This is a genomic window from Yersinia sp. SCPM-O-B-9106 (C-191), from assembly GCF_026183365.1.
GTDB classification, from domain to species: domain Bacteria; phylum Pseudomonadota; class Gammaproteobacteria; order Enterobacterales; family Enterobacteriaceae; genus Yersinia; species Yersinia rochesterensis.
The window spans coordinates 1,612,909-1,638,363 of record NZ_CP110791.1 but is presented as its reverse complement, the minus strand read 5'-3'; the positions used below and the strand labels follow the sequence as shown (position 1 = coordinate 1,638,363).

Genomic DNA, 25,455 nt, shown 5'->3' with positions numbered 1-25,455 from the left:
TGGCGCGTATTTTGCCCTAACTTGAGAGCAAAAAACAAGATGTTAAACGGCTTGAAACAATATTCTTATGGCAGTTTGATCTAAACGGCTATTTCTATGCTGTATCAGTGCTGAGCGGCAATTTCTACCCGCTCAATTGCTGTCCATATTTTGTCTGAACTCAGCTCAACAGGCAGATAATGAATTGACTCGCTCGGCTTCAGAATTCGACTAATCACACGCTCAATAGCATCACGGTCATTAATATCAACATCCAGCGCAGCCAAATGCGTTGGTAAACCTAATTTATTAAACGCCACAATCAGTGATTGCAGTGCTTCATCTTGCTCCAGCAGGGCTGTTTGAACCAAAATTCCATAGGCAACTTTGGTGCCATGCAGGAAATGCTCGGTCTGGGGCAGCAGTGTCAGCCCATTGTGTACTGCATGAGCCGCCGCAACACGGGTATAGCGCTCGCCCAGCCCACCGACCATGCCCCCACCGGCAATAATTGCATCCACTACATCAAGGAAATCTTGCGTTAGTTCCCCCTGCTCCACCGCCTGTAATGCAGATTCGCTCTGTTTGAGCAGCACATTGCGAATGTCCAGCGCGGCCTGTAAACCCAAACGAACGGTCAAAGACAATGTTTCCGGTTGCGGGCTTAGCACCACCGCTTCGTACCATTTCGCCAATGTATCGCCAATTCCCGCCAATAGATATTCCACTGGTGCCTGCAAAATAATACGCGGTTCTACTAACACCAACTGGTTGGAATCTTTAAATATTTCAAAATTTAGCGCTTGCCCGGCATCGTTATACCACACGGAAAGTGGTGTCCAGGCCGCGCAGGTTGCCGCGATCGTGGGAATAGCCACCAGTGGCAAGCCAAGTTTACGCGCCACCACCTTGGCCGTATCCAATACTGCACCACCGCCAATACCGATCACCACTTGTCGGTCACTGCCCGCAGCCTTCACTAAATCAGCAACAGTAGATTCACTGCAATGACTGGAAAATAAAGCTCGCACCGCTTGTGGCCCATGGAAAGCCGCTGGAAGATAATCACTGGCCGCCGCCAAGGCGCGCTCACCATAGATCCACAGCGCATTTTCCAATGTTGCTTGAGGATAAAACTCGCTCAGCTTTTCGATAGCGCCTGGAAAAGAAAAATAGTTGGCAGGCCCCACCTGCACTCGGATTGCGTTCGTGCTCATGGCGCGTTCCTTTTAAAGGATGATCTCATCAGTATTTTTCTCATCTTAAAGGCTAAGTTGCCAATGTTTAATAACTTTTTGATATACCTTAACTATTTTAGTTTGTTGCGAATAATGGAAATTGTGTTAAAAAGAAGTCTACCGCAGCATTATTGACTGCCTATTCCGTCAAAATACTTCATAGGGCAGTGATAGAAATTTATGTCCAGTATCACCTCATCCTCCCGCCTTGAGATGCGGAATATATCTATCTCATTTTCTGGATTCCATGCCCTACAACAAGTTGATTTCACACTGGAAGGTGGGTCTACTCATGCGCTAGTCGGGGCTAATGGTGCAGGGAAATCGACGCTGATGGCGATTCTTTCCGGCGCTCACAATCACTATCGCGGCGAGATCTATATTGATGGCCAGCAGATAGACATTCACTCCCCCCGCCAGGCAAAGCAGCACGGTATCCATGTGGTTCAGCAAGAGGTTGATGTCGCATTGATCCCTACCCTGTCTGTGGCGGAAAATATTATGCTGGATACGCTGGCGGAACAGGGGCATCTGTTTAATTGGCCACAACTTTATCGCCAGGCAGAAGCGCTACTCGGGCAGCTTGACCTCAAGTTGAATGTGCGCCAGCGGCTGGAATCCTGCACATTGGCGGAGAAACAACAGGTTCTATTGGCCCGCGCCCTTTCCCATCAATGCCGTTTTCTCATTCTGGATGAACCCACCGCCCCCTTGGATCAAGAAGAGAGTGCGCGTCTGTTTAAAGTGGTGCGCCGCTTGCAATCCGAAGGGATGGCCATTGTGTTCATTTCGCACCGCATCCATGAATTGCGCGAAATTTGCGATCAATTGACCGTATTACGCGATGGTCGCAAAGTCAGCCATGATGCAATGGGTGACCTGAGTGGTGAGCAAATTGTCGAAAAGATGCTCGGCCACACTTTGGATGATATTTTCCCACCCCGACGAACGGCGTTTAGTGAAAAAATATTATTGTCTGTCAGTGGGTTACATGACCAACACAAATTACGCGATATTTCCCTGACATTGCATGAAGGGGAAATATTAGGGATTGCCGGGTTAGCTGGCGCGGGAAAAACCGAATTGTGCAAAGCATTGTTTGGTGCTACGCCCAGCCGTGTTGATCAGGGTGAATTACAGGGCAAACCTTGGAAACCGCGTTCACCGGATCGCTCCGTCGAGCAGGGGCTAGCTTTAGTGCCCGAAGAACGGCGCAAAGAAGGTATTTTTATCCACGAAGGTATCCCAATGAACCTGAGTGTGGCCGCTGATGACAGTTTTTCCCGCTGGAGTATTTTTAGCCGCCGCCAAGAGTTGAGCTGGGCCAAAGAGTTGATTGCGCGCTTGGGGGTGCGAACGTCTTCGCCGCAGCAAAAACTCGCCCGCTTGTCGGGGGGGAATCAGCAGAAAGTGGCGATCGGCAAATGGTTGCGCGGCGATGCGCAGGTATTGATTTTTGATGAGCCAACCAAAGGTGTGGACATCAAAGCCAAGCAGGATCTGTTCAAGCTGATTGACGGGTTAGCGCAACAGGGAAAAGGCATTATTTATGCATCCGGTGAATTCTCAGAATTGGTCGGTTTATGCTCTCGTATCTGTGTGTTGTGGGATGGGCGAATTGTTGCCGAGCTAAACGCCGCAGATGTCGATGAAGAAACATTATTATTATTTTCAACCGGAGGAACCCCTCAGTGAGCAAAGAAATACCCCTGCCGGACGCGCAGCCATGGCGTCACCAGTTGTTTGATTTTCTCTACAAATGGGGGATGTTGCTCACCGTCGTGGCGCTAATCGCGCTATTTGGTCTGGCCTCAGATAACTTCCTCGACCCAAACAATATCATCAATATATTGCGATCCATTGCCATAGTGACAGTGATTGCTATCGGGGTGTCTATTTCCCTGTCTGTGGGGGGGTTTGACTTATCGGTCGGTTCGACTGCTTCGCTGGCCAATGCCATCGTGGTTTCACTCTTTGTCTGGTACGGATTTGGCACCGCTGGGGCAATTATCCTGACCTTGCTCATTTGTACATTAGTGGGGCTATTTAACGCATTTCTGATTGTGGTGCTGAAGATCCCCGATATGCTGGCGACCCTTGCCAGTCTGTTTGTCATTCAGGGCGTGGCGATGACGTACAGCTACGGCGGCTCTATCACGCAGAATATGTTGCTGCCGAGCGGCGATATGGCGGAGGGCGTCATTCCTGAGATATTCTCAGCGCTGGGTCAAGTGCCGGTTATCGTGCTAATCATGTTGGCGGTGACTATTGTAGTGCAGTTGTATTTGTCATTAACCAAGCATGGTCGCCGGATGTATGCCATTGGTGGCAACCCAGAAGCGGCGCGGCTGGCGGGCATCCGTACCGTACGTTATCGGGTGTTGGCTTATGTATTTTCATCTTTGCTAGCGGCACTGGGCGGGATTTTACTGGCATCACGCATTGGCTCGTCACAAGTCAACGCCGGCGGTGGTTACCTGATGGACGCCGTTGCTGCCGCCTATATTGGCTTTTCACTCGCGGGTTCCGGCAAACCCAATGCTTTCGGCACCTTAATTGGCGCGGTTATCCTTGGTGTGCTGCAAAACGGGCTGGTGATGCTGTCAGTACCTTACTACGCAATGGATATCATCAAAGGGTTGGTTCTGGCGCTGGCCTTAGCCCTGACTTATATTCATCAGAAGCGGTGATTGGGTATTGATCCTTATTTCGTAATGTTTTCAATGCCCATCCATTCGAGGCGTAGCGAGCGAAAGTATTTTGGGCTTGGGCAGTGCTCAAGCCCAAAATACAAACGCGCAGTAGCCGTATCATTAATTCAAAGGCATTCTGGCTGGATCGGGGTACTGATACTCAAACCCCAACTCACTGCAAATCTTACTGCCATCAATCTCGCGAATGGGTTCTTCAATATCTTCAGGCGCAAACTCGGGCGGAGTCAGTTGTAACGCGCGCGCGCATTCAGGATAAAAATCCCGTTTTCGTGGGTGAATTGGCGCGCACAAATTATAAATATGCCCGCCTCTGGGCAGGTTAAGCAGCAGTTCGATGGCGGATATCACATCCTCCTGATGCACCAGATTTACCCCCTGCGAGCCACCTTTCACATTGGTTTTACCCGCCAGAAAACGGCCCGGATGGCGATCAGTCCCCACCAACCCCGCCAGACGCAAAATATCCACCGAAGTATTCGGTAATTTATGCAGCCAGAGTTCAAGTTCTGCCAGCGTTTTACCCGCTGTGGTCACCGGTTGCAGTGGAGAACTTTCTTTAATTCGGCCCCGAGTTTCGCCATACACTGAGGTCGAGCTGGTAAAAATAATGCGCGGCACACCAAACGCCAGTGCACTGTCGACCACCATCTGTACCGCTTGAAAATACTGTGCCCCGCCGTCAGCCGTGCGGCTGGCGGGTAAGGTGATAACCAGCGCATCCACCGTCATCAGTTGTGCCAAATCATCTGGGTCACAAATCAACTCGGGGGTGAGTTGCAATTGAAAGCAATTAATCCCGCTCATTCTGACGGCTTCGACGCCATCCGGCGTGGTTTTACTCCCCACAACCTCAATTCCACGACGAACCAATGATTGCGCCAACGGCATACCCAGCCAGCCCAATCCAATAATGGCTACTTTTTTCATCTCAATTGCCCTCGACCGGTTCATACCGCCACACTCCATACTAATAACCTACGAGAATTAATGTAACTTAATAATTGCTCGATATTATGAATCTGTTTTTGTTCGTTGGCGTAATCGCCATATGTAACAATTTCCTGCTTAAACTGACATCAAATAGAGTGATAATCGCTAAAAATAAAACCAGCGCCAGCAGATGGCACGTGGTGTACCGCCGTAAAATAAAATCATCAGGTGAAAAAAAGGTTGCGCGGTACTAGTCAGATGGTTTACGTTGATTGACAGAAATTATGTCAGAAAGCCCAAATAGAGAAATTATTATGAATCGCGTTCAATTTAATCACCATCATCACCATCATCCTGACTAGTCTTGCAGGCCGATGTGTGCTGGAAGACGGTTAACGAATCTTCCAGGTGGCGGTAGAACGCAATAGAGAAAGCCCTCGGAAGATTATCTTCCGAGGGCTTTTTTGTTGCCCACCATTTTATAAATTAGATTTATAAATTAATAGATTAAGAGGATTACCATGTTGGATAAAACGCGTTTACGCATTGCGATGCAGAAATCAGGCCGCCTAAGTGACGATTGCCACGAATTATTATCGCGCTGCGGAATTAAAATTAATTTACAACAACAGCGCCTGATCGCTTTCGCGGAAAACATGCCGATCGATATCCTGCGAGTACGTGATGACGATATCCCAGGGTTAGTGATGGATGGTGTGGTTGATCTGGGGATTATTGGCGAAAACGTGCTGGAAGAAGAGTTGCTGAGCCGCCGTGCTCAAGGTGAAGACCCACGTTATTTCACTTTACGCCGTCTGGATTTCGGTGGTTGTCGCCTGTCACTGGCCGCCTCACTGGATACCGAATATACCGGCCCGCAATGTTTACAAAATAAGCGCATCGCCACTTCTTACCCGCACATTTTAAAACAATATCTTGATAAACAAGGGGTAACTTTCAAATCCTGCTTGCTCAACGGCTCAGTTGAAGTAGCTCCACGTGCCGGTTTAGCCGATGTCATCTGTGACCTGGTATCCACTGGCGCCACATTGGAAGCCAACGGCCTGCGCGAAGTTGAAGTGATTTACCGCTCTAAAGCCTGCCTGATTCAACGTGATGGCGAAATGCCAGCCGATAAGCAACAGCTGATTGACCGCCTGATGACCCGTATTCAGGGTGTGATTCAAGCGCGCGAATCCAAATACATCATGATGCACGCGCCAAGTGAGCGCCTGGATGAAATCATCACCCTGCTGCCGGGTGCCGAGCGCCCTACCATTCTGCCACTGGCCGGTGACAAAAGCCGCGTAGCGATGCACATGGTCAGTAGCGAGACCCTATTCTGGGAAACCATGGAAAAACTGAAAGCGCTGGGTGCCAGCTCCATTCTGGTGTTGCCGATTGAAAAGATGATGGAGTAAAGAATGCAGCCGACGAATTTCAATACCTTAATCAACTGGCAGCAATGCAGTGAAGAGCAGCAAAAAGCGCTGTTGAGCCGCCCAGCTATTAATGCATCAGAGCGAATCACCGCAACAGTCAGTGAAATCCTTGACCGGGTGAAAATCGAGGGCGATAGTGCTTTGCGTGATTTTAGCCAACGTTTTGATACGGTTAAAGTTGCTGACATCCGCATCAGCCGCGATGAGATAGCCGCCGCCGCAGGGCGCTTGGGTGACGACATCAAACAGGCCATGGCGCAAGCGGTGCGTAATATTGAAATCTTCCATAACGCGCAGAAAATGCCGGTGGTGGATGTTGAAACGCAACCGGGTGTGCGCTGTCAGCAAATCACCCGCCCGATTGCCTCCGTCGGCTTATATATTCCTGGCGGCTCAGCTCCGCTGCTTTCTACCGTGCTGATGCTTGGCACTCCGGCGCGTATTGCCGGTTGCCAGCGCGTGATTTTATGCTCCCCACCGCCGATTGCCGATGAAATTCTGTATGCCGCGCAATTATGTGGCATTCAAGAAGTGTTCCAAATTGGCGGAGCGCAAGCGATTGCTGCGATGGCATTTGGTAGTGAGTCAGTGCCGAAAGTGAATAAGATCTTTGGGCCGGGCAATGCTTATGTCACTGAAGCAAAACGTCAGGTCAGCCAACGTTTGGACGGTGCGGCGATTGATATGCCGGCTGGCCCATCTGAAGTATTGGTTATCGCCGACAGCGGCGCTACACCGGCGTTTATTGCCGCTGACTTGCTGTCTCAGGCCGAGCACGGGCCGGATTCTCAAGTAGTCTTACTGACGCCAGATGCCGCGATTGCTCAAGCCGTTGCGGTCGAAGTTGAGCGCCAACTCCAGCAGTTATCGCGCGCGGATATTGCCCGTCAAGCATTGGAAAGCAGCCGCTTGATCATCACTAAAGACTTGCAGCAATGTATTGAAATCAGCAATCAATACGGGCCGGAACACTTGATTCTGCAAATCCGCCAGCCGGAAGAAATCATTGATCAGATCGATAACGCCGGTTCGGTGTTTATGGGTGACTGGTCGCCAGAATCGGCCGGTGATTATGCCTCTGGCACCAACCACGTATTGCCGACTTACGGTTATACCTCAACCTATTCCAGTTTAGGGCTAGCCGATTTTGTTAAGCGCATGACCGTGCAGCAATTAACCCCGCAAGGTTTGCTGGGACTGGCATCAACCATTGAAACGCTGGCTCAGGCTGAACAACTGACCGCCCACAAAAACGCCGTTACCCTCCGTGTCGCTGCCCTGACAGCCGCTAATAAGGAGCAAGCATGAGTAACTCTGCCAATGTCACTGATTTAGCCCGGGCCAATGTCCGCGCACTGACCCCTTATATGTCAGCCCGCCGCTTGGGCGGTAATGGCGATGTGTGGCTCAATGCCAATGAATATCCGCTGGCCACTGAATACCAGTTGACGGCGCAAACCTTTAACCGCTACCCCGAGTGCCAGCCCAAATTGGTTATCGAGCGCTATGCGGCTTACGCCGGTTTAGAAACTGACCAAGTCTTAGTCAGCCGTGGGGCCGATGAAGGGATTGAGCTGTTAATTCGCGCCTTCTGCGAGCCGGGTCAGGATGCTATTCTGTTCTGCCCGCCAACCTATGGTATGTATGCTGTCAGTGCCGAAACTTTTGGTGTTGAGCTTCGCACCGTGCAGACCAAAACAGATTGGCAATTAGATGTGCCCGCGATTAAAGAAAGCTTAGATCGGGTGAAACTGATTTATATTTGCAGCCCGAATAACCCAACCGGTAATTTGATCAACCCGGCTGACTTACGCGCAGTGCTGGAACTAGCACAAGGCCGCGCTATCGTGGCTATCGACGAAGCTTATATAGAGTTCTGCCCACAGGCCTCGGTGAGCGGTTGGCTAAAAGATTATCCGAATTTAGTTATTTTGCGCACCTTATCGAAAGCTTTTGCATTAGCCGGTTTGCGTTGTGGCTTTACGTTAGCGAACAGCGATATCATCCAACTGCTGCTTAAAGTGATTGCGCCGTACCCATTATCAACACCAGTGGCGGATATTGCTGCACAGGCGCTCAGCCCACAGGGCCTTGAGCAAATGCGCCAACGGGTCAGCGAAGTAAAAGCCAATCGTGAATGGCTACAAAATGCGTTACAAAACTGCGCCTGTGTTGAACAAGTGTTTACCAGTGAAAGTAACTACTTATTAGCGCGATTCACAGCCTCCAGCAGTGTGTTCAAAACACTGTGGGATCAGGGCATTATTTTGCGAGACCAAAACAAGCAACCGAGCCTATCGAATTGCCTGCGTATCACGATAGGTACCCGCCAGGAATGTGAGCGAGTGGCTGCCGCCCTTGCTCCTTTACCTGGTGTTGATAGCCCGAATAACACTAATACCTCCAGCCTCCGTAAGGAAACGATATGAGCCAGAAATTTCTTTTTATTGACAGAGACGGCACCCTGATTGCTGAGCCACCAGCGGACTTTCAGGTTGATCGGCTGGACAAGCTGGAGCTGGAGCCAGACGTCATTCCAGCATTGCTGGAACTGCAAAAAGCAGATTATCGTTTGGTGATGATAACTAATCAAGATGGGCTGGGCACTGCCAGTTTCCCGCAAGAAACTTTTGATCCGCCACATAACCTAATGATGCAGATTTTCAGCTCTCAGGGGATCAATTTCGAACAGGTTTTGATTTGCCCGCACTTACCGGCAGATAACTGTGATTGTCGTAAGCCAAAAACAGCATTAGTCGAAAACTATCTGGCCGAAGGTGTGATGAACAGCGCCAACAGCTATGTTATCGGTGACCGCGAGACTGACCTGCAATTAGCGCAAAACATGGGTATCAGCGGCTTGCGGTATCAGCGCGATGGGCTGAATTGGTCACAGATTGCCAAACAACTGACCCAGCGTGATCGCCATGCTCACGTTAACCGTGTCACCAAAGAAACTGCCATTGATGTTGATGTCTGGCTGGACCGCGAAGGCGGCAGTAAGATCAAAACCGGCGTAGGTTTCTTCGACCATATGCTGGACCAAATCGCAACACACGGCGGTTTCCGGATGGATATTCAGGTCAGTGGCGATCTGTACATTGATGACCACCACACCGTGGAAGATACTGCGCTGGCGCTGGGTGAGGCTATTAACAACGCACTGGGTGACAAACGCGGTATTGGGCGTTTTGGTTTTGTGCTGCCAATGGATGAATGTCTGGCTCGTTGTGCATTAGATATTTCCGGCCGTCCACACTTGGAATACAAAGCAGAATTTAACTATCAGCGCGTGGGCGACCTCAGCACTGAGATGGTCGAGCACTTCTTCCGCTCTCTCTCTTATGCCATGGCCTGCACCCTGCACCTGAAAACCAAAGGCCGCAATGATCACCACCGGGTGGAAAGCCTGTTTAAAGTGTTTGGTCGTACTTTGCGCCAGGCAATCCGTGTTGAGGGCAACACCCTGCCAAGTTCCAAGGGAGTGCTGTAATGGATGTGGTGATTCTGGATACCGGTTGCGCCAACCTCTCCTCTGTCACCTACGCGGTGCAGCGTTTAGGTTATGCGCCGGTTATCAGCCGCGACTCGGAAATCGTGCTGCGGGCCGATAAGCTGTTTCTACCTGGCGTGGGTACCGCTCATGCAGCAATGGAGCAATTGAAGCAACGCGAGCTTATCGAGTTGATTAAAAGCTGCACCCAGCCAGTGCTGGGTATTTGCCTCGGAATGCAGTTGCTGGCAACCAGCAGCGAAGAGAGCGGCGGGATTGAGACGCTTGGCATTATCGATACACCGGTAAAACAGATGACAGACTTTGGTTTACCGTTACCGCATATGGGTTGGAACCAGATCACGCCACAGGCGGGAAATCATCTGTTCCGCGGTATCCCAGACGGAACTTATTTCTACTTTGTGCACGGATACGCAATGCCAATATGCCCAAATACCATCGCCCAAGCCAATTACGGCGAGCCGTTTACCGCCGCAGTCGAAAAAGACAACTTCTTTGGTGTGCAGTTTCATCCGGAACGCTCCGGAGCGGCTGGAGCCCAACTGCTGAAAAACTTTTTGGAGATGTAAGCACCATGATTATTCCCGCTTTGGATTTGATCGAAGGCAAGGTGGTGCGTTTGCATCAAGGCGATTACGGTCAACAGCGTGATTATGGCAATCACCCGTTACCGCGCTTACAGGATTATCAGCAGCAAGGTGCTCAAGTATTGCATTTGGTTGATCTGACTGGCGCTAAAGACCCCGCAGCCCGCCAAATCCCATTATTACGTGAGTTACTGGCCGGTGTTGATGTGCCGGTGCAAGTTGGCGGCGGTATCCGTAATGAGCAAGATGTCGTCGCACTACTGGAAGCTGGCGCAACACGCGTTGTTGTGGGTTCAACCGCGGTTAAACAACCGGAAATGGTACAGCAATGGTTTGAACGCTATGGTGCCGAGGCCATTGTGCTAGCGCTGGACGTGCGTATCAATGATGCAGGCCGCAAAGAAGTCGCAATCAGCGGTTGGCAGGAGAATTCTGATGCCACGTTAGAGCAAATTGTCGAACAATACCTACCTTTCGGCCTAAAACATGTGCTCTGTACAGACATCTCACGCGATGGCACCTTAAGTGGCTCAAATGTTGAGCTGTATCAGGAAGTGTGCCAGCGTTACCCGCAAGTGGCATTCCAGGCCTCCGGTGGCATTGGTTGTCTGGATGATATTGCTCGTTTGCGCGGCAGTGGTGTACAAGGCGTGATCGTGGGCCGCGCGCTCTTGGACGGCAAATTTAACGTGAAGGAGGCGATTGCATGCTGGCAAAACGTATAATTCCTTGTCTGGATGTGAAAGACGGCCAAGTGGTTAAAGGCGTCCAGTTCCGCAATCATGAAATCATTGGTGATATCGTGCCGCTGGCACAACGCTATGCACAAGAAGGCGCTGATGAGTTGGTATTTTACGATATCACGGCCTCCTCTGATGGCCGAGTGGTCGACAAAAGCTGGGTATCACGGGTTGCGGAAGTGATTGATATTCCATTCTGCGTTGCAGGTGGAATTAAGAGTGTGGAAGATGCCGGTCAAATCCTAACCTTCGGTGCGGACAAAATCTCCATCAACTCACCAGCACTGGCTGATCCGACGTTAATTACCCGCTTGGCCGACCGCTATGGCGTACAATGCATTGTGGTGGGCATTGATACTTGGTATGACGCAGAAAGTGACAGTTACCAAGTTTATCAATTTACCGGCGATGAAAAACGGACCAAAGCCACCACCTGGCAAACCGAGGATTGGATAAAAGAAGTTCAATTACGTGGGGCCGGTGAGATTGTGCTAAATATGATGAATCAAGATGGCGTGCGTAACGGTTATGATTTGCGCCAATTGAAACAGATGCGAACTCTCTGCAATGTCCCGTTAATCGCCTCTGGCGGTGCCGGAACACCAGAACACTTTCTGGAAGCATTCCGTGATGCAGATGTCGATGGTGCGCTAGCAGCCTCCGTATTCCATAAGCAAATCATTAATATCGGCGAATTGAAAAAGTATTTGTCTGAACAAGGTGTGGAGATAAGAGTGTGTTAAGCGAACAACAAATTAACCAACTGGATTGGGACAAAGTCGACAATCTGATGCCAGCCATCGTTCAGCATGCCGTATCCGGCGAAGTTCTGATGATGGGGTATATGAATAAAGAAGCGCTGGCAGTGACAGAAGAAACCGGCAAAGTCACTTTCTTCTCTCGCACTAAACAGCGCTTATGGACCAAAGGCGAAAGCTCCGGCCATTTCCTGAATGTAGTGAATATCTACCCTGACTGCGATAATGATACCCTGCTGATTCTGGTCAATCCTATCGGCCCAACCTGCCATTTAGGTAATAACAGTTGCTTCGCCCCAGCGGCCAGCGATTGGGGTTTCCTATATCAACTCGAGCAGTTGTTGGCATCACGTAAGTCAGCAGATCCAGACAGTTCTTACACCGCAAAACTGTATGCCAGCGGCACCAAGCGTATCGCGCAAAAAGTGGGGGAAGAAGGAGTGGAAACCGCCCTTGCTGCCACGGTGAATGATCGTGAAGAACTGACAAATGAAGCATCGGATTTGATGTATCACTTGCTGGTTTTATTACAAGATCAGGATTTAGATCTAAGCAAAGTCATTGGCCGCCTGCGCGAACGCCACGAGAAGTAATTTTCTTATTGGTTCTCTTACTGGCAAAAAAACGCCCTCGACTCAGCATCGAGGGCGTTTTTATTAAGGCAAACTTTTAAAATCAGCGACTGTCTGTTCTTTCTAAGTTTGTCTTAATAGCAAACCTATTCAAGGCGTAGCGAGCAAAGGCAGTCTGGGGGCGCCCAGCGTGGAGTGACCCGGAGCGTACACGAAGTACGTGAGGAGTCCGAGCACTGCACAATCCCATAATGGCAAAGCGCAGTAGCCGTTAAATAGATTATTCCATCCACTCGGTGTGGAACACGCCTTCTTTATCTGTACGCTTATATGTATGTGCGCCGAAATAGTCGCGCTGCGCCTGAATCAAGTTAGCTGGCAGTACGGCTGAACGGTAGCTGTCATAATAGTTAATCGCCGCAGAGAATGTTGGTGTTGGGATACCGTTTTGAACCGCATAAGACACAACATCACGCAACGCTTGCTGATATTCATCAGCAATTTGCTTGAAGTAAGGTGCCAACAGCAGGTTTGCGATATCCGCATTTTCTGCGTACGCGTCAGTGATTTTTTGCAGGAACTGAGCACGAATAATACAACCAGCACGGAAAATCTTGGCAATCTCGCCGTAATGCAGATTCCAGTTATTTTCTTCGGAAGCCGCTTTCAACTGAGAGAAACCTTGCGCGTAAGAAACTATTTTACCCAGATACAATGCGCGACGAATTTTCTCAATGAACTCAGCTTTATCACCAGTGAAAGGCTTCACTGTCGGGCCAGTGAGCACTTTAGATGCCGCAACACGCTGATCTTTCAGGGAAGACAAATAACGAGCAAACACAGACTCAGTGATCAATGTTAATGGCTCACCTAAGTCCAGAGAACTTTGGCTGGTCCATTTACCGGTACCTTTATTTGCTGCTTCGTCCAGAATGACGTCAACCAGATATTTACCTTCTTCATCTTTCTTGGTAAAGATGTCTTTAGTAATATCAATTAGATAGCTGTTCAGTTCACCTTTGTTCCACTCAGCAAAGGTGCTTGCTAACTCTTCGTTGCTCAAGCCCAAAGACTGTTTCAACAGAGAATAAGCTTCAGCGATCAACTGCATGTCACCGTATTCAATGCCATTGTGAACCATTTTAACGTAATGGCCCGCACCGTCTGCACCAATATACGCAACACAAGCATCGCCATCATCAGCACGAGCAGCAATTTTCTCAAGAATAGGAGCAACTAACTCGTAGGCTTCTTTCTGACCACCAGGCATGATGGATGGGCCTTTCAATGCCCCCTCTTCGCCACCGGAAACACCAGTACCGATAAAGTTAAAACCTTGTGCAGAAAGTTCGCGATTACGACGGATGGTGTCTTTGTAGTAAGTATTACCACCATCAATCAGAATGTCGCCTTTATCCAAGTGCGGCGTCAGTGAAGCAATCGTTTTATCAGTGGCTTCACCCGCTTTCACCATCAGCAGGATACGGCGCGGCTTTTCTAGTGAATCAACAAACTCTTCAACGGTGTAACTCGGCACCAGATTTTTACCTGGATTCTCAGCAACTACTTCATCGGTTTTGTCTGATGAACGGTTAAAGATAGAGACGGAATAGCCGCGGCTTTCGATATTGAGCGCCAAGTTACGGCCCATCACTGCCATACCGACAACGCCGATCTGTTGTTTGGACATTAAAAAACTCCTGTCTGAAGAGATGACACCTGTTATCGGCCTTGAAGCCAACAGGTTTTTGATGTGGGAAACATGTTAACTCAGGATTATGTCCGCTGGGTAGTGATTGGTGCGATAGATAGCACAACTGACTAGTTGCTGTTCGCACACGTTTGCTTTATCAAAGTGAACAGTGAATGTGATTTAATTTATCATGCTGATTTGTAGAAAAAAAAAGCAATCACCAAGATTGCTTTTCATATATCGCTGCATTGGCTTACGCCAGAAATTCTTTCAACCAGGCCTTAAACTCAGCGCCTTGCTTTGGATGACGTAAACCGTAAGCAACATATGCCTGCATATAACCGAGTTTCTCACCACAGTTATAAGACTTACCAGTTAATCCAACAGCTTCTACTGATTTAACTTCAGCCAGAGCATCAATAGCATCTGTCAGTTGAATACGCCCCCAAGCTCCGGGCTTGGTTTGTTCCAACAGTGGCCAAATATCTGCAGACAGGACATAGCGCCCCACAGCAGAAAGATTTGATTGTAAGTCAACTGGGCTTTGCGGTTTTTCAACCATGGCCTTAATACGGCTACTTTCACCAGGTTCCAAATCAGCTTTTTCACACGAAATGACCGAGTAGTTTGATAAAGCCTCTGGTTCAACCGAATGTACTAATACTTGGCTGTTGCCGGTTTCTTCGAAACGTTTAACCAATTGAGCCAGATTATCTCGGGTTAAATCCGACATTGCGTCATCAATCAGCACATCCGGCAACAACACCGCGAATGGTTCATTCCCTACCAGGGGTTTGGCACATAATACTGCATGGCCTAATCCTTCTGCATGCCCTTGGCGAAGGTGCATAATCGTCACTCCCGGCGGGCAGATAGATTGCACTTCTTCCAATAATTGGCGCTTAACACGCGCCTCCAGCATGGCCTCTAGCTCATAAGAAGTATCAAAATGATTTTCTACCGCATTCTTTGACGAATGAGTTATTAAAATAATTTCTTTAATACCGGCAGCAACACACTCATTAACTACATATTGGATTAATGGCTTATCGACAATAGGTAGCATTTCCTTGGGGATAGCTTTGGTGGCGGGAAGCATTCTCATGCCTAAACCGGCCACAGGGATTACTGCTTTCAATTTGGTCATAATTAACCTACTGATTTTTAATGCAAATTTAAAATCATTCTCTATTCTGGCACTAAACCGATATTAATCGATTTGTTTTTTCAGCCAAGCAGTAAAATTTTCACCTTCGGTGTTATGGCGAACGCCATAAGTGACAAAGGCTTTCATATAGCCTAATTTGTCGCCGCAATCGTGAGATTTACCCGTCATATGGAAAGCTTCAACCGGTTCTTGCTCCATTAACATCGCAATGGCATCAGTAAGCTGAATTTCATCGCCAGCACCGCGCGGAGTTTTTTTCAGTAATGGCCAAATATCTTTAGACAACACATAGCGCCCAACCACAGCAAGATTAGAAGGCGCATCAGCTACAGAAGGCTTCTCTACTACAGCTGTCATCAGGGTGCTTTCACCTGGTTTTAAATCAACATGGCCACAATCAGCAATACCGTACTTGGAAACGTCCGCTTGAGGCACCGGCTCGACCATGATTTGGCTATGCCCAGTTTTCTCAAAGCGCTGAATCATACTGGCAAGATTCTCTTTAGACAAATCAGCTGTTGAATCGTCAAGTAGTACATCTGGCAGCAGCACAATAAATGGGTTATCGCCCACCATCGGTTGAGCACAAAGTACTGCGTGCCCCAGTCCTTTGGCATGGCCCTGGCGCACTTGCATAATGGTGACATCGGGCGGGCAAATATTTTTAATCTCTTTTAATAACTGCCGCTTAACCCGTGACTCCAGTGCCGCCTCCAATTCAAATGAGGTATCAAAATGGTTTTCTATCGCATTTTTGGACGAATGGCTTACCAGCACGATCTCTTTGACTCCGGCGGCAACACATTCATCTACGATATATTGAATCAGAGGCTTATCAACCACTGGCAGCATTTCTTTCGGAATCGCCTTCGTCGCTGGCAACATGCGGGTGCCAAGCCCGGCAACAGGAATAACGGCTTTCAAACACTTCATTGCTATGACCTCTTCAACTTTAAACAGTTAAATCTGGTTGGATTAATTCTGTACACTTGGCGAAATAAACTGGGATTATCCCTTATCCATCTACTCGCATCAAAGTTTACATCAGAATTTTTCTGATTACATTCTTAAAATACCTGTAAACACCTCATTTTTGTCAATCATCAGACAGACTGAATTAACATTGCATTATCAAAAAAAATTTATAAAATTATGTAATGAAATATTATCTATCAATAATTTCATTATTGAGAACAATATAACCAGACACTATTTTCTCAGAAATAAAATATTCTAAATAACGTGTTCTTGAATTACGTCCTAATTTTTCAGATAGCTCAAATATTACTCCATAAGTTATCCATCGCTGCTCTTAATGCTTTTGGATCTGATGGCGGTACAAGCAATCCTATCTATTGACCGGTATTAATAAATGTTGTCTTAGTTTCTATTTCACTTGAAATTAAAGGTTTGTCATGCATCGCACCTTCTAATAAAGCAATACCAAAAGCTTCAAACGTCAATGAACGAGGAAAATCACAGCACAGCAAAGTGTTAAAAGTGCTGTTTTATCTTCATTAGAAGATAACTCCAATCGGTTAAATCCGATGTATAATGTGGCCTTTGAGGTTTACTCTGGCCACGCAATATTTATTGTTTCTGTTATGATCCAGCTCTGGTTTATCGCCATGGGTAGAATCCTAAAAACTAGAACCGTTTTCGTTGTCGTGAGTGTCACTCTGTATTCCAACTGACCAACACTTCTCAGGTCAGAAAACTCAGAGTAAAAGGGTAAATCATTGACAAAACCTTCAACGGCGCAGGCGTTTGGGATACGGCAAGAACCCTAAAAGTCTAAATTTTCTTTGATAAAGGCATGTTCTACTTTTGACAGGATAGGTGCTTTACACTCATCATGATTTCTACTGATTATCCAGTATAGAATATTAAATTTAACTAGGAGAATTCTGTTAGCTCTCTTTATCTGGTTGACACGCTAATTATAAATTAGCGTAATTATTTCATTACGTTATCTTCATTGATTTCCTTTTTACGTTTGTATTTCTTGTCATGAATATCAGCTATTTCTTATATTAAATTTGAAAATTTGATCTTATAAGCCCATTATTCGTTTTAGTGTCATAATTCGTAGAAATAAAAGGTGAAGTTAGATATATGGAATGGATCGCAGATCCTACTATTTGGGCGGGGCTAGCAACGCTGGTTGTGCTCGAAATTGTATTGGGTATTGATAATCTAATATTTATTGCTATTTTGGCGGAGAAGCTACCCCGTCATTTACGAGATAAAGCGAGAGTAACAGGGCTGTTGTGCGCACTGCTGATGCGCTTGGTGTTATTGGCGAGTATCTCTTGGTTAGCGACATTAACTGCGCCATTTGTCACACTTTCTGGGCATCCATTCAGCGCTCGTGACTTGATCATGCTAATCGGTGGGATATTCTTGTTATTCAAAGCCACCATGGAGCTCAATGAGCGCCTTGAAGGTAAGGATCATCAACAAAATCAGCAGCGCAAAGGCGCTCGTTTTTGGCCTGTCGTGGCACAGATCGTGGTGTTGGATGCTATTTTCTCCCTCGATTCGGTGATTACCGCCGTCGGCATGGTCGATCATCTGGCGGTCATGATGGCTGCGGTCTGTATTGCAATTGGCCTGATGCTATTAGCCAGTAAGCCATTGACTCGCTTCGTGAATGCGCATCCAACGATTGTCATTCTCTGTTTGAGCTTCTTGCTGATGATAGGTTTCAGTTTAGTGGCTGAAGGCTTTGGTTACCGTATTCCGAAAGGTTATCTGTATGCGGCTATTGGTTTCTCAGTCATTATTGAATCACTGAATCAGTTTGCACAATTCAACCGCCGCCGCTTCCTATCGACTGTCCGTCCTTTACGTGAAAGGACAGCAGAAGCGGTGCTGCGTATGCTCAGTGGCAAGCATGAAGAAGCTGAATTGGATAACCATACAGCTAATCTGATTGCTGATAATACTCGGGTGGGTCAAGAGGTGTTCAACCAACAAGAACGCCGGATGATTGAGCGGGTGTTAGGGCTGGCACAGCGGACGGTGAGTAGCATCATGACCTCACGCCATGATGTTGAGTATCTCGACTTGAATGATCCGCCAGAAAAATTGACTCAGTTGCTGACGAAGAATATGCATACCCGAATTGTCGTCACCGAAGATAGTTCAACAGATGAACCGCTCGGCGTTATTCATGTCATTGATTTGTTGAAGCAACAATTAACCAATGAAAAACTCGACTTGCGAGCATTGATTCGTCAGCCTTTAATTTTCCCTGAGCAAGTCTCTTTGCTGATGGCGCTTGAACAATTCCGCCAGGCACAGACCCATTTTGCCTTCGTGGTGGATGAATTCGGCTCTATCGAAGGGGTGGTGACGCTGACCGATGTGATGGAAACCATTGCAGGTAATCTGCCTGTTGCAGGTGAGGAATTAGATGCCCGTCATGATATTCAGCAAACCGATGATGGCTGCTGGATAGCCAATGGCTATATGCCGTTGGAAGATTTGGTGCTCTATCTACCACTGCCGATTGATGACAAACGTGAATATCATACATTGGCTGGATTATTGATGGAGTATACCCAGCGGATCCCTCAGGTCGGTGAGCAACTGAAAATTGGTGACTATCTGTTCGAACCTCTTGAGGTGAGCAGTCACCGCATCTTAAAGGTGAAGATAACGCCACTGAAGGTTCCGGATCCTGATTATGAAGTGTAATTAGTGGGTAGCGTAATATTTAGGCCGCAGAAATTGGCCATGTGAATGATAAAAATAGAACCGGGTTGCTTATTGCTACCCGGTTTTTTTATCATTATTTGTGCTTTTTATGACAATTTTTAGATGTTATAAGTGCACAGGAACCAGAATTTCAGTAGCGACAATCACCACCACTAGCCCAACTAATACCGGAACTGAGGTGCGTTTCACTACTTCGAAAGGTGAGATTTTTGCCATCCCCGCCACCGCAACTACCACGCCAGAAACCGGGGACAATGTACGCCCCAAATTTGAAGCTTGTAGCATTGGGATCACCAGATAAGCCGGGTTAATTCCCATTTGTCCTGCCAGTTTCGGGATCAATTCAACAAATGCATAGAATGGCGCATTACCTGAGCCGGTCGTCATCGCCGCCAGCATGGTGATAGTGACCAATACCAGCATCATAATAATGCCACCTGTGCCGAATGATTGTGCCAATCCAATCAGCCCGCTGATAAAACCAACGGTACTCAAACCCTGCGCAAATACCCCAGCAGCAACTAACAGCATGACCACTGTCGCGAATGCATCAGCCATCCCCCGATAAGCAACCTCGAGTCCGGTAAAGACCGTTTTTGCATTGAAACTGCGCAAGAACTCAATCACTGCAGCAATCAGCATACAGATGACCAATACCGTAATGATGTGTAGTTCCGGCCCCCATTTGCCATCAAATATCAGCACACCAATAATAGGTGTGAAAGGTAAAATGGCGTAAAAACTCGGGGCATTGGTCGTGATGTCATTAACATCCATCATTTCATGCTTTTCCTGGCTTTTGCTATCCAGATAACGCTGCCAGAAAAAGTGAGCAATAGCCATGCAGACAATCGCCGCAATGGAGATGGGTAATGTGGTTTTAAAAGCAAAATCGACCAGCGGCATTTCAGAGGCTTTTGCTGCCAGCACAACATCGCCAGAGGTGGGGGCCAGAATGATAGCTGCGGGTGATGCACAAATTGCGGCAGCAGCCCCCCGACTGATACCCACGTTAACCATCACTGGGAACAATGTCGCCATCAATAATACGCCCAACCCGGTTGCCGATGACACCGCCAAAGACATCAAACAGGCCACAATATAGGCCGCGACCATCAATAAATACGGGGAGTTGATCATTTGTAGTGGTTTGGATGCAATCTTAACCACCACATCATTCGCGCCAATGTGGGTCATATACGCGGCAAAGCCACATAACATCATGATCATCATACCGAGGTCGCCACCACGGCTCATCAGCAAGATTTTGACGTACTCAACAATGTCTGTCGCCCGCCAACCGGTTGGCGTCGCACTGGCGGGTAACACGTTTTTGCCCATCAGGGCACTGATAGTTAATAACAATAAACCGCCGACCATGAGCACGCCGGTGGCTGAATAGCCTTTAATAATATAACGGCCAACACCAATGGCCACTACAACCCCAATCAAAAGATCTAACATATACCCTCTCTTACCGAAAAATCGCCTGTTGCTGAATACCCTGCGCTTTCAACACCACCGCACCGCTAGTGGCCCGCTAATTACTTGGGGTGTAAATCATTATTGTTGTTAAGACACGGAAATTGCTCTGCACTCTGCCCAAAGTCCATGGGCGAGTTTATGACATCTATCAATGATTCGCAGAGATTTTAGAAACAAATGTTAGTTTGTGAGCAAGAGAGAGGATTTTATGTTTAGAAAGGCGACATTGGAGAACAATATTATAACTGAAGAATAACAAAGTCAGACCACCACCTCCGATAACTATCATTGCTATCGAAGATGGCGCCCTTTTTTAAAGCTTATCAATCAGCTTCTTAAGATCCTTACTTCCGCGGCTCTGCTGAGTACGTTCAGCCCAATCACTGAGTGCTTTTTTAGCCCGCTGTTGTAATTCATTCCGCAAAAGCTGCTCAACATTCAGTTGATAGCTGAGTTGAGCCCATGGACCATAAATACGCAGTGGAATGTCCGTATTTTGCAGCATTTTGACCAAGCTATCTTGCCCGCTCCAACCTTGCATCACACGTACTGACAGATTCATGTCAGCTTGCTTCGCCGGTAGATTGAGTTCTCCGCTGCCTTTAATCGCAATCAAAGTAGAGTCTGCAACCAGATTGCTGACATTCATCCGCCCTTTGTTCAGAGTCAAATTTGCTTGCAGCTGTTTAACCGCGGTATAGCGCTCATCGCGGTCTTGAGCTTTAACATCATTGGAACTACGAGTGACCGCCTGCTGAATGAGTTTCTGAATATTCAGCCCCTCTAACCTTGCATCATTCATGCTGAACTGCGCATCCCCCTTCCAACGATGAGTGAATGCCTTAACATTAATGCCATCGCCGGACAACTGCGCTTTCATGGAGAATTTACCGGTCATCATCTGCGGTAAATCTGCTGCCGCTAATACCGGCCCTAATTCCATATGGTTTATCACCGGATTAATCGCGGTGAGGATTTTCTTGCCCGTGACATCCAGTGAACCCGGCAGTGAAAAATCACCGCCCAAAGCGCTGCCCGTTAAACGGCTAATCTGGACATCACCTTGTTGGTTTGATGCTTGTAAATTAAATTGGCTGACTTTTATTGCACGATAAACCACATTATTCGCAGTCAGTGTCATTTGCGCCGAAAAATCACGGAATGCCTGTAAATCCTGCCCAACATCATCATCGACTTGAATAGCAATAACTGGTGCGGTTACCGTCGCCGCTTTGGCCGTGGCTTTAGTGTCGGCGGTGCTCTTGGGTTGCCAACCGAAAATGGAATCCAAGTTGAGATTATCAGCAGCCAAATTAATAACATACTCAGGAACTGGGCCAAAAGTCGCTTTGGCACTGCCTGTCAGTTGGTTATTATTTGCCTTGAAACTCAGTTTATTGAGCAACAATTGCTGAATATCGCGTTGATAACTGGCTTCTAATGTCCCCTCGCCGCTCACACCACCGACAGGAATATCTGCACCTTCCAATTTATAGGTAAATTGGCTGATATTCGCGCTGAACTGCTGTGGATAATGGCGCATATCGGCGTCGGCAACCAAGGAGAAAGTGACATCCCGCTGATTGCGGTTAACACGGCTGTCGAGTGTTATATGGACTTGTCGTTGAGGGTCTTGGCTAAGTTCAAGATTAATATCGCGAACATTCACTTGATCATTATCTGACCGTTGCCAAATTAGCAGACTGTCAGCAACCTGGACTTTATTGATATCGAGTTTCCAGGCGCGATGTTCATCAAGAGGTGCATTACCCGCTGGCGCAACCGGCGCCCCTGGTTCCTGCTGTGCCTCACTATCCGGCGTTAAACGGATAACCGCACCTTTTAGCATGACCTGTTTAACATCAAGCTGATGCGATAACAGTGGCCAGAGCTTAACATCCAGGCGCATATTTTCAGCACTGACTACCGGCGCAGCAGCACCGGGGGCCGTTAACGCAGTCCGACCCGCAATGATGCTAAGTTGAGGCCAGACATGCCAACGTAAATCACCGTCCAGTTGCAGATGATAGCCACTTTTTCTTTCAACCTGTTTGACCATATAAGCACGAAAGTCATTAGGATTTACTAGCAATACCAATGCGCTCATTCCTGCCACCAGCACAACCAGCAGGATAATCAACGTCGTTAGTAATCGTCTCATGACATCCTCTTGTCTTATTAAGCTAAAGGTCTTATCAAGTTAAAAGTCTTATCAAGCTACAAGCCTTATCAGGCGAAAATCTCAGCGAGAAAAGGACTAATCTTTATCAATACGGCTGGCTACAGCACCTTGTTGGCCACGATATTTGGCATCCTGACGGCTATTATAAGGGCGGGCAGCGGGGCCTGAGAGTGGCTCAAAACTCAGCGCACCAATCAGCATGCCAGGGCGCAGTGCCAATGGCAGCTTACCTGAATTATAGAACTCCAGCACAATCCTACCTTGCCAGCCGGGATCTATCCTGTGGGCGGTCACATGCACCATCAATCCAAGGCGGGCCAAGGAAGAGCGGCCATCAAGCCAGCCGACCAAATCATCGGGAATAGTCACTGATTCCAGTGTAACCGCCAGCGCCAACTCACCGGGATGCAGGAAGAATGCTTCTCCTTCAGGCAGAATGATTTCATCACTCATGACCCGTTCCAGCGCTGCGCTGACTTCATCTTTCGGGCCGCTTAAGTCAATAAAACCCGCAGTATGCCCGAGGAAGACACGAAATTTATTCCCTAAGCGGACATCGACTGTCGCACCATTAATACGTTCTACTGGCGGGCGGGGGTCAATCCCCAATTTACCGCTGTCCAGCCAAGCTTCTATGTCACGGTCGCACAGTCTCATTGCTAAAATCTCCATCAAAATTCGCATGTTACAGCTTGCATACTATGAAAGCTGCCATATTAAGAAGCAAAGATCCAGACGAACATTACTCAAAGAACTGGCTAATTTTCGCTTTTAGAATATCGATCGCAATACGGTTTTTGCCGCCGCGCGGAACGATAATGTCAGCATATTGCTTGGAAGGCTCGATAAACTGCAGGAACATTGGGCGCACTGTTTTCTGATATTGAGCCATGACGGAGTCCATGGAACGGCCACGTTCATTAACATCACGCTTCATACGGCGCATCAAACAGATATCCAAAGGGGTGTCGACAAAGATAGAAAAGTTCATTTCCTGGCGCAGACGAATGTCAGTCAACAGTAAGATCCCTTCCAAAATAATCACTTTTTTCGGTTCTAAATGGACGGTTTCTTTTTTACGCGTGTGCTCAGTATAACTGTAAAGCGGCAGTTCAATCGGCTTGCCTGCTTTCAGTGATTGCAGATGTTCCAACAATAAATTGTGGTCCATGGCGCTGGGATGGTCATAGTTAGTTTTGACCCGCTCTTCCATTGACAGGTGACTTTGGTCTTTGTAATAACCATCCTCAGGAATGACGCCAATATGTTGGTCACCAACCTGTTCACGCAATTCACGATACAGCGTACTGGCGATAAGACTTTTTCCGGAGGCTGAGGCACCCGCTATCCCGATAATGACGCACTGGTGTGCTTTGTCAGTCATAAAATTAAAGACCTGATTACGAAGTGTGAGGGGAGACAAAGCACGCTAAGTGCTTCGATCGCGCCAATTATAAGGAGTTAACGGGTTTGATGCCAGCACAATACCCTGCGTCTTTGGCGTTGCAACTGTGTTGACTGCGCAACGCCAAAGACTTTAGAGAGAGAAATAACCGCGATTACACCGCGCGGAATGAAATTTCCGTCGGAATCGCTTCGCCCTGCCAGTACATTTCTGCCGCAACGTTGGATGCCAGTTGGCGATAGATATCAGCAAATTCGCTATCAGGATGACTGACAACCGTTGGCTCGCCGCGGTCGAGGTCTTCGCGCAGTGAAATATGCAGCGGAATTTGGCCCAGTAGTTTGCAATGATATTTCTGCGCCAGTTTCTCTGCCCCGCCGGTACCAAAAATAGGTTCCAGATGGCCACAATTACTGCAAATATGCATGCTCATATTCTCAATAATACCCAGCACCGGCACATGCACTTTCTCAAACATCACAATGCCTTTCATGGCATCAATCAGGGCAATATCCTGTGGCGTGGTCACCACCAGCGCACCGGTGACTGGAATATTCTGTGACAGCGTCAGTTGGATATCACCGGTACCTGGCGGCATATCAATGACCAAATAATCCAAATCCGGCCATAAGGTATCTTGCAGCATCTGCATTAAGGCCTTGCTGGCCATCGGGCCGCGCCACACCATCGCGTTTTCGTCAGTCACCAAATAACCAATCGAGTTAGTGGCAATACCGTGGGCCATAATCGGCGCCATATGTTTGCCATCAGGGGATGTTGGCCGCTGCTGGGTGGTGCCCAACATATTTGGGATGGAGGGGCCATAAATATCAGCATCCAGAATACCGACTTTTGCGCCTTCCTCCGCCAAGGCCAATGCCAGGTTCACAGCGGTGCTGGATTTCCCCACCCCGCCTTTACCGGAACTGACCGCGACAATGTTACGCACGCCTTTGACGCCCGGTTGATCATTGGCGCGTTTTAGCGTGGTGATATTATGAGAAAGTTTCCAGTCAATGGCCTTAGCACCGGTCACTGCCAGCAATTCTCCGCTGGCCGACTCTTTCAATGCATCAAAACCAAATTGCCAGGCAAAAGGCATCACCAGCTCGATATGCAGCACATTGTCCAATAGGGCACAGTGATGAATAGCGCGCAACTCAGTTAGGCTCTTTTGCAAGGTTGGGTGTTTAAAGGCAGCAAGAACCTTTGAAATTTGTAATTGCAGCAGGTCAGGGGTGGTCTGCTCGGGGGATTTTTGGCTCATCCCGGCTCCTTGTATTTATCGTTATTAACCAACAATCGTTTTTAACCAAAATATACTC

At 47.9% G+C, this 25,455-nt stretch carries 22 protein-coding genes, 1 pseudogene and 1 other annotated feature; of the genes and pseudogenes, 13 read left to right on the top strand and 10 right to left on the bottom strand.

Going from position 1 to position 25,455, the window contains the following annotated elements; genetic code table 11:
- Positions 1-104: 104 nt before the first annotated feature.
- Positions 105-1,196, bottom strand: coding sequence for an oxidoreductase (locus OP863_RS07510; RefSeq protein ID WP_120011193.1), 1,092 nt, complete (start codon positions 1,194-1,196; stop codon positions 105-107).
- Positions 1,197-1,397: 201 nt separating this feature from the next.
- On the opposite strand from OP863_RS07510, the gene OP863_RS07505 reads away from it, so the two are divergent.
- On the top strand, positions 1,398-2,912 hold the full coding sequence (locus OP863_RS07505) for a sugar ABC transporter ATP-binding protein (protein WP_265526047.1): 1,515 nt from the start codon (positions 1,398-1,400) through the stop codon (positions 2,910-2,912).
- Positions 2,909-3,907 carry an ABC transporter permease gene (locus tag OP863_RS07500; RefSeq protein WP_145587782.1) on the top strand — a complete coding sequence of 333 codons (999 nt, stop codon included), beginning with the start codon at positions 2,909-2,911 and terminating at the stop codon, positions 3,905-3,907. The genes OP863_RS07505 and OP863_RS07500 overlap by 4 nt, the downstream gene beginning before the upstream one ends.
- A gap of 123 nt (positions 3,908-4,030) precedes the next feature.
- On the opposite strand, the gene OP863_RS07495 is transcribed toward OP863_RS07500, so the two are convergent.
- Entirely contained in the window at positions 4,031-4,858 is an 828-nt protein-coding gene (locus OP863_RS07495; RefSeq protein WP_038634244.1) for an SDR family oxidoreductase, read from the bottom strand.
- Positions 4,859-5,175: 317 nt separating this feature from the next.
- Between OP863_RS07495 and hisL the strand changes: the two genes are divergently transcribed.
- The 9 genes from hisL (at position 5,176) to hisIE (ending at position 12,495) form a co-directional block, all read left to right on the top strand.
- Entirely contained in the window at positions 5,176-5,223 is a 48-nt protein-coding gene (gene hisL, locus OP863_RS07490; protein ID WP_002231208.1) for a his operon leader peptide, read from the top strand.
- Positions 5,199-5,329, top strand: a sequence feature (His leader region). Its footprint overlaps the gene before it by 25 nt.
- A 53-nt stretch (positions 5,330-5,382) precedes the next feature.
- A complete protein-coding gene (gene hisG / locus OP863_RS07485) occupies positions 5,383-6,282 on the top strand; it encodes an ATP phosphoribosyltransferase (protein WP_004388789.1) in 900 nt (299 codons plus the stop codon).
- Between the two features lie 3 nt (positions 6,283-6,285).
- Positions 6,286-7,611, top strand: coding sequence for a histidinol dehydrogenase (gene hisD, locus OP863_RS07480; protein ID WP_038634249.1), 1,326 nt, complete (start codon positions 6,286-6,288; stop codon positions 7,609-7,611).
- Entirely contained in the window at positions 7,608-8,732 is a 1,125-nt protein-coding gene (gene hisC / locus OP863_RS07475; RefSeq protein ID WP_038634252.1) for a histidinol-phosphate transaminase, read from the top strand. The genes hisD and hisC overlap by 4 nt, the downstream gene beginning before the upstream one ends.
- Positions 8,729-9,796 (top strand): bifunctional histidinol-phosphatase/imidazoleglycerol-phosphate dehydratase HisB, encoded by a 1,068-nt coding sequence (gene hisB / locus OP863_RS07470; RefSeq protein WP_038634254.1) that lies wholly within the window; start codon positions 8,729-8,731, stop codon positions 9,794-9,796. The genes hisC and hisB overlap by 4 nt, the downstream gene beginning before the upstream one ends.
- Positions 9,796-10,386 (top strand): imidazole glycerol phosphate synthase subunit HisH, encoded by a 591-nt coding sequence (gene hisH / locus OP863_RS07465; protein ID WP_265526046.1) that lies wholly within the window; start codon positions 9,796-9,798, stop codon positions 10,384-10,386. Before hisB ends, hisH begins: the two co-directional genes overlap by 1 nt.
- Positions 10,387-10,391: 5 nt before the next feature.
- The gene (hisA, locus tag OP863_RS07460) at positions 10,392-11,129 is read left to right on the top strand and encodes a 1-(5-phosphoribosyl)-5-[(5-phosphoribosylamino)methylideneamino]imidazole-4-carboxamide isomerase (protein WP_038634260.1); all 738 of its coding nucleotides are present in this window, start codon (positions 10,392-10,394) and stop codon (positions 11,127-11,129) included.
- A complete protein-coding gene (hisF, locus tag OP863_RS07455; RefSeq protein WP_038634263.1) occupies positions 11,111-11,887 on the top strand; it encodes an imidazole glycerol phosphate synthase subunit HisF in 777 nt (258 codons plus the stop codon). The genes hisA and hisF overlap by 19 nt, the downstream gene beginning before the upstream one ends.
- Positions 11,881-12,495, top strand: a complete 615-nt coding sequence (hisIE, locus tag OP863_RS07450; RefSeq protein ID WP_145509777.1) for a bifunctional phosphoribosyl-AMP cyclohydrolase/phosphoribosyl-ATP diphosphatase HisIE — start codon at positions 11,881-11,883, stop codon at positions 12,493-12,495. Before hisF ends, hisIE begins: the two co-directional genes overlap by 7 nt.
- Positions 12,496-12,754: 259 nt before the next feature.
- Here hisIE and gndA read toward each other — a convergent pair whose 3' ends face one another.
- From gndA to galU (OP863_RS07435), 3 genes are all read right to left on the bottom strand, one after another.
- Complete coding sequence (gene gndA, locus OP863_RS07445) at positions 12,755-14,164, bottom strand: NADP-dependent phosphogluconate dehydrogenase (RefSeq protein ID WP_038634269.1); 1,410 nt, start codon at positions 14,162-14,164, stop codon at positions 12,755-12,757.
- Positions 14,165-14,420: 256 nt separating this feature from the next.
- A complete protein-coding gene (gene galU / locus OP863_RS07440; RefSeq protein ID WP_145587786.1) occupies positions 14,421-15,314 on the bottom strand; it encodes a UTP--glucose-1-phosphate uridylyltransferase GalU in 894 nt (297 codons plus the stop codon).
- Positions 15,315-15,377: 63 nt separating this feature from the next.
- The gene (gene galU / locus OP863_RS07435; RefSeq protein WP_038634276.1) at positions 15,378-16,268 is read right to left on the bottom strand and encodes a UTP--glucose-1-phosphate uridylyltransferase GalU; all 891 of its coding nucleotides are present in this window, start codon (positions 16,266-16,268) and stop codon (positions 15,378-15,380) included.
- Between the two features lie 655 nt (positions 16,269-16,923).
- Here galU (OP863_RS07435) and OP863_RS07430 point away from each other — a divergent pair.
- Positions 16,924-17,130 (top strand): annotated as a pseudogene (locus OP863_RS07430) (IS1-like element transposase); the annotation flags it as partial.
- Positions 17,131-17,450: 320 nt separating this feature from the next.
- Positions 17,451-19,037: a TerC family protein gene (locus tag OP863_RS07425; RefSeq protein WP_038634279.1), complete on the top strand. Its 1,587-nt coding sequence runs from the start codon at positions 17,451-17,453 to the stop codon at positions 19,035-19,037.
- 126 nt (positions 19,038-19,163) lie between these two features.
- Here OP863_RS07425 and dcuC read toward each other — a convergent pair whose 3' ends face one another.
- From dcuC to apbC, 5 genes are all read right to left on the bottom strand, one after another.
- Positions 19,164-20,522: an anaerobic C4-dicarboxylate transporter DcuC gene (gene dcuC / locus OP863_RS07420; protein WP_145592056.1), complete on the bottom strand. Its 1,359-nt coding sequence runs from the start codon at positions 20,520-20,522 to the stop codon at positions 19,164-19,166.
- Between the two features lie 334 nt (positions 20,523-20,856).
- The gene (gene asmA, locus OP863_RS07415) at positions 20,857-22,704 is read right to left on the bottom strand and encodes an outer membrane assembly protein AsmA (protein ID WP_145588818.1); all 1,848 of its coding nucleotides are present in this window, start codon (positions 22,702-22,704) and stop codon (positions 20,857-20,859) included.
- A 96-nt stretch (positions 22,705-22,800) separates the two neighbouring features.
- On the bottom strand, positions 22,801-23,382 hold the full coding sequence (gene dcd, locus OP863_RS07410) for a dCTP deaminase (RefSeq protein WP_005168320.1): 582 nt from the start codon (positions 23,380-23,382) through the stop codon (positions 22,801-22,803).
- Positions 23,383-23,467: 85 nt separating this feature from the next.
- Positions 23,468-24,109, bottom strand: coding sequence for a uridine kinase (udk, locus tag OP863_RS07405; RefSeq protein ID WP_005162352.1), 642 nt, complete (start codon positions 24,107-24,109; stop codon positions 23,468-23,470).
- Positions 24,110-24,284: 175 nt separating this feature from the next.
- A complete protein-coding gene (apbC, locus tag OP863_RS07400) occupies positions 24,285-25,397 on the bottom strand; it encodes an iron-sulfur cluster carrier protein ApbC (protein WP_050291644.1) in 1,113 nt (370 codons plus the stop codon).
- Positions 25,398-25,455: the final 58 nt, after the last annotated feature.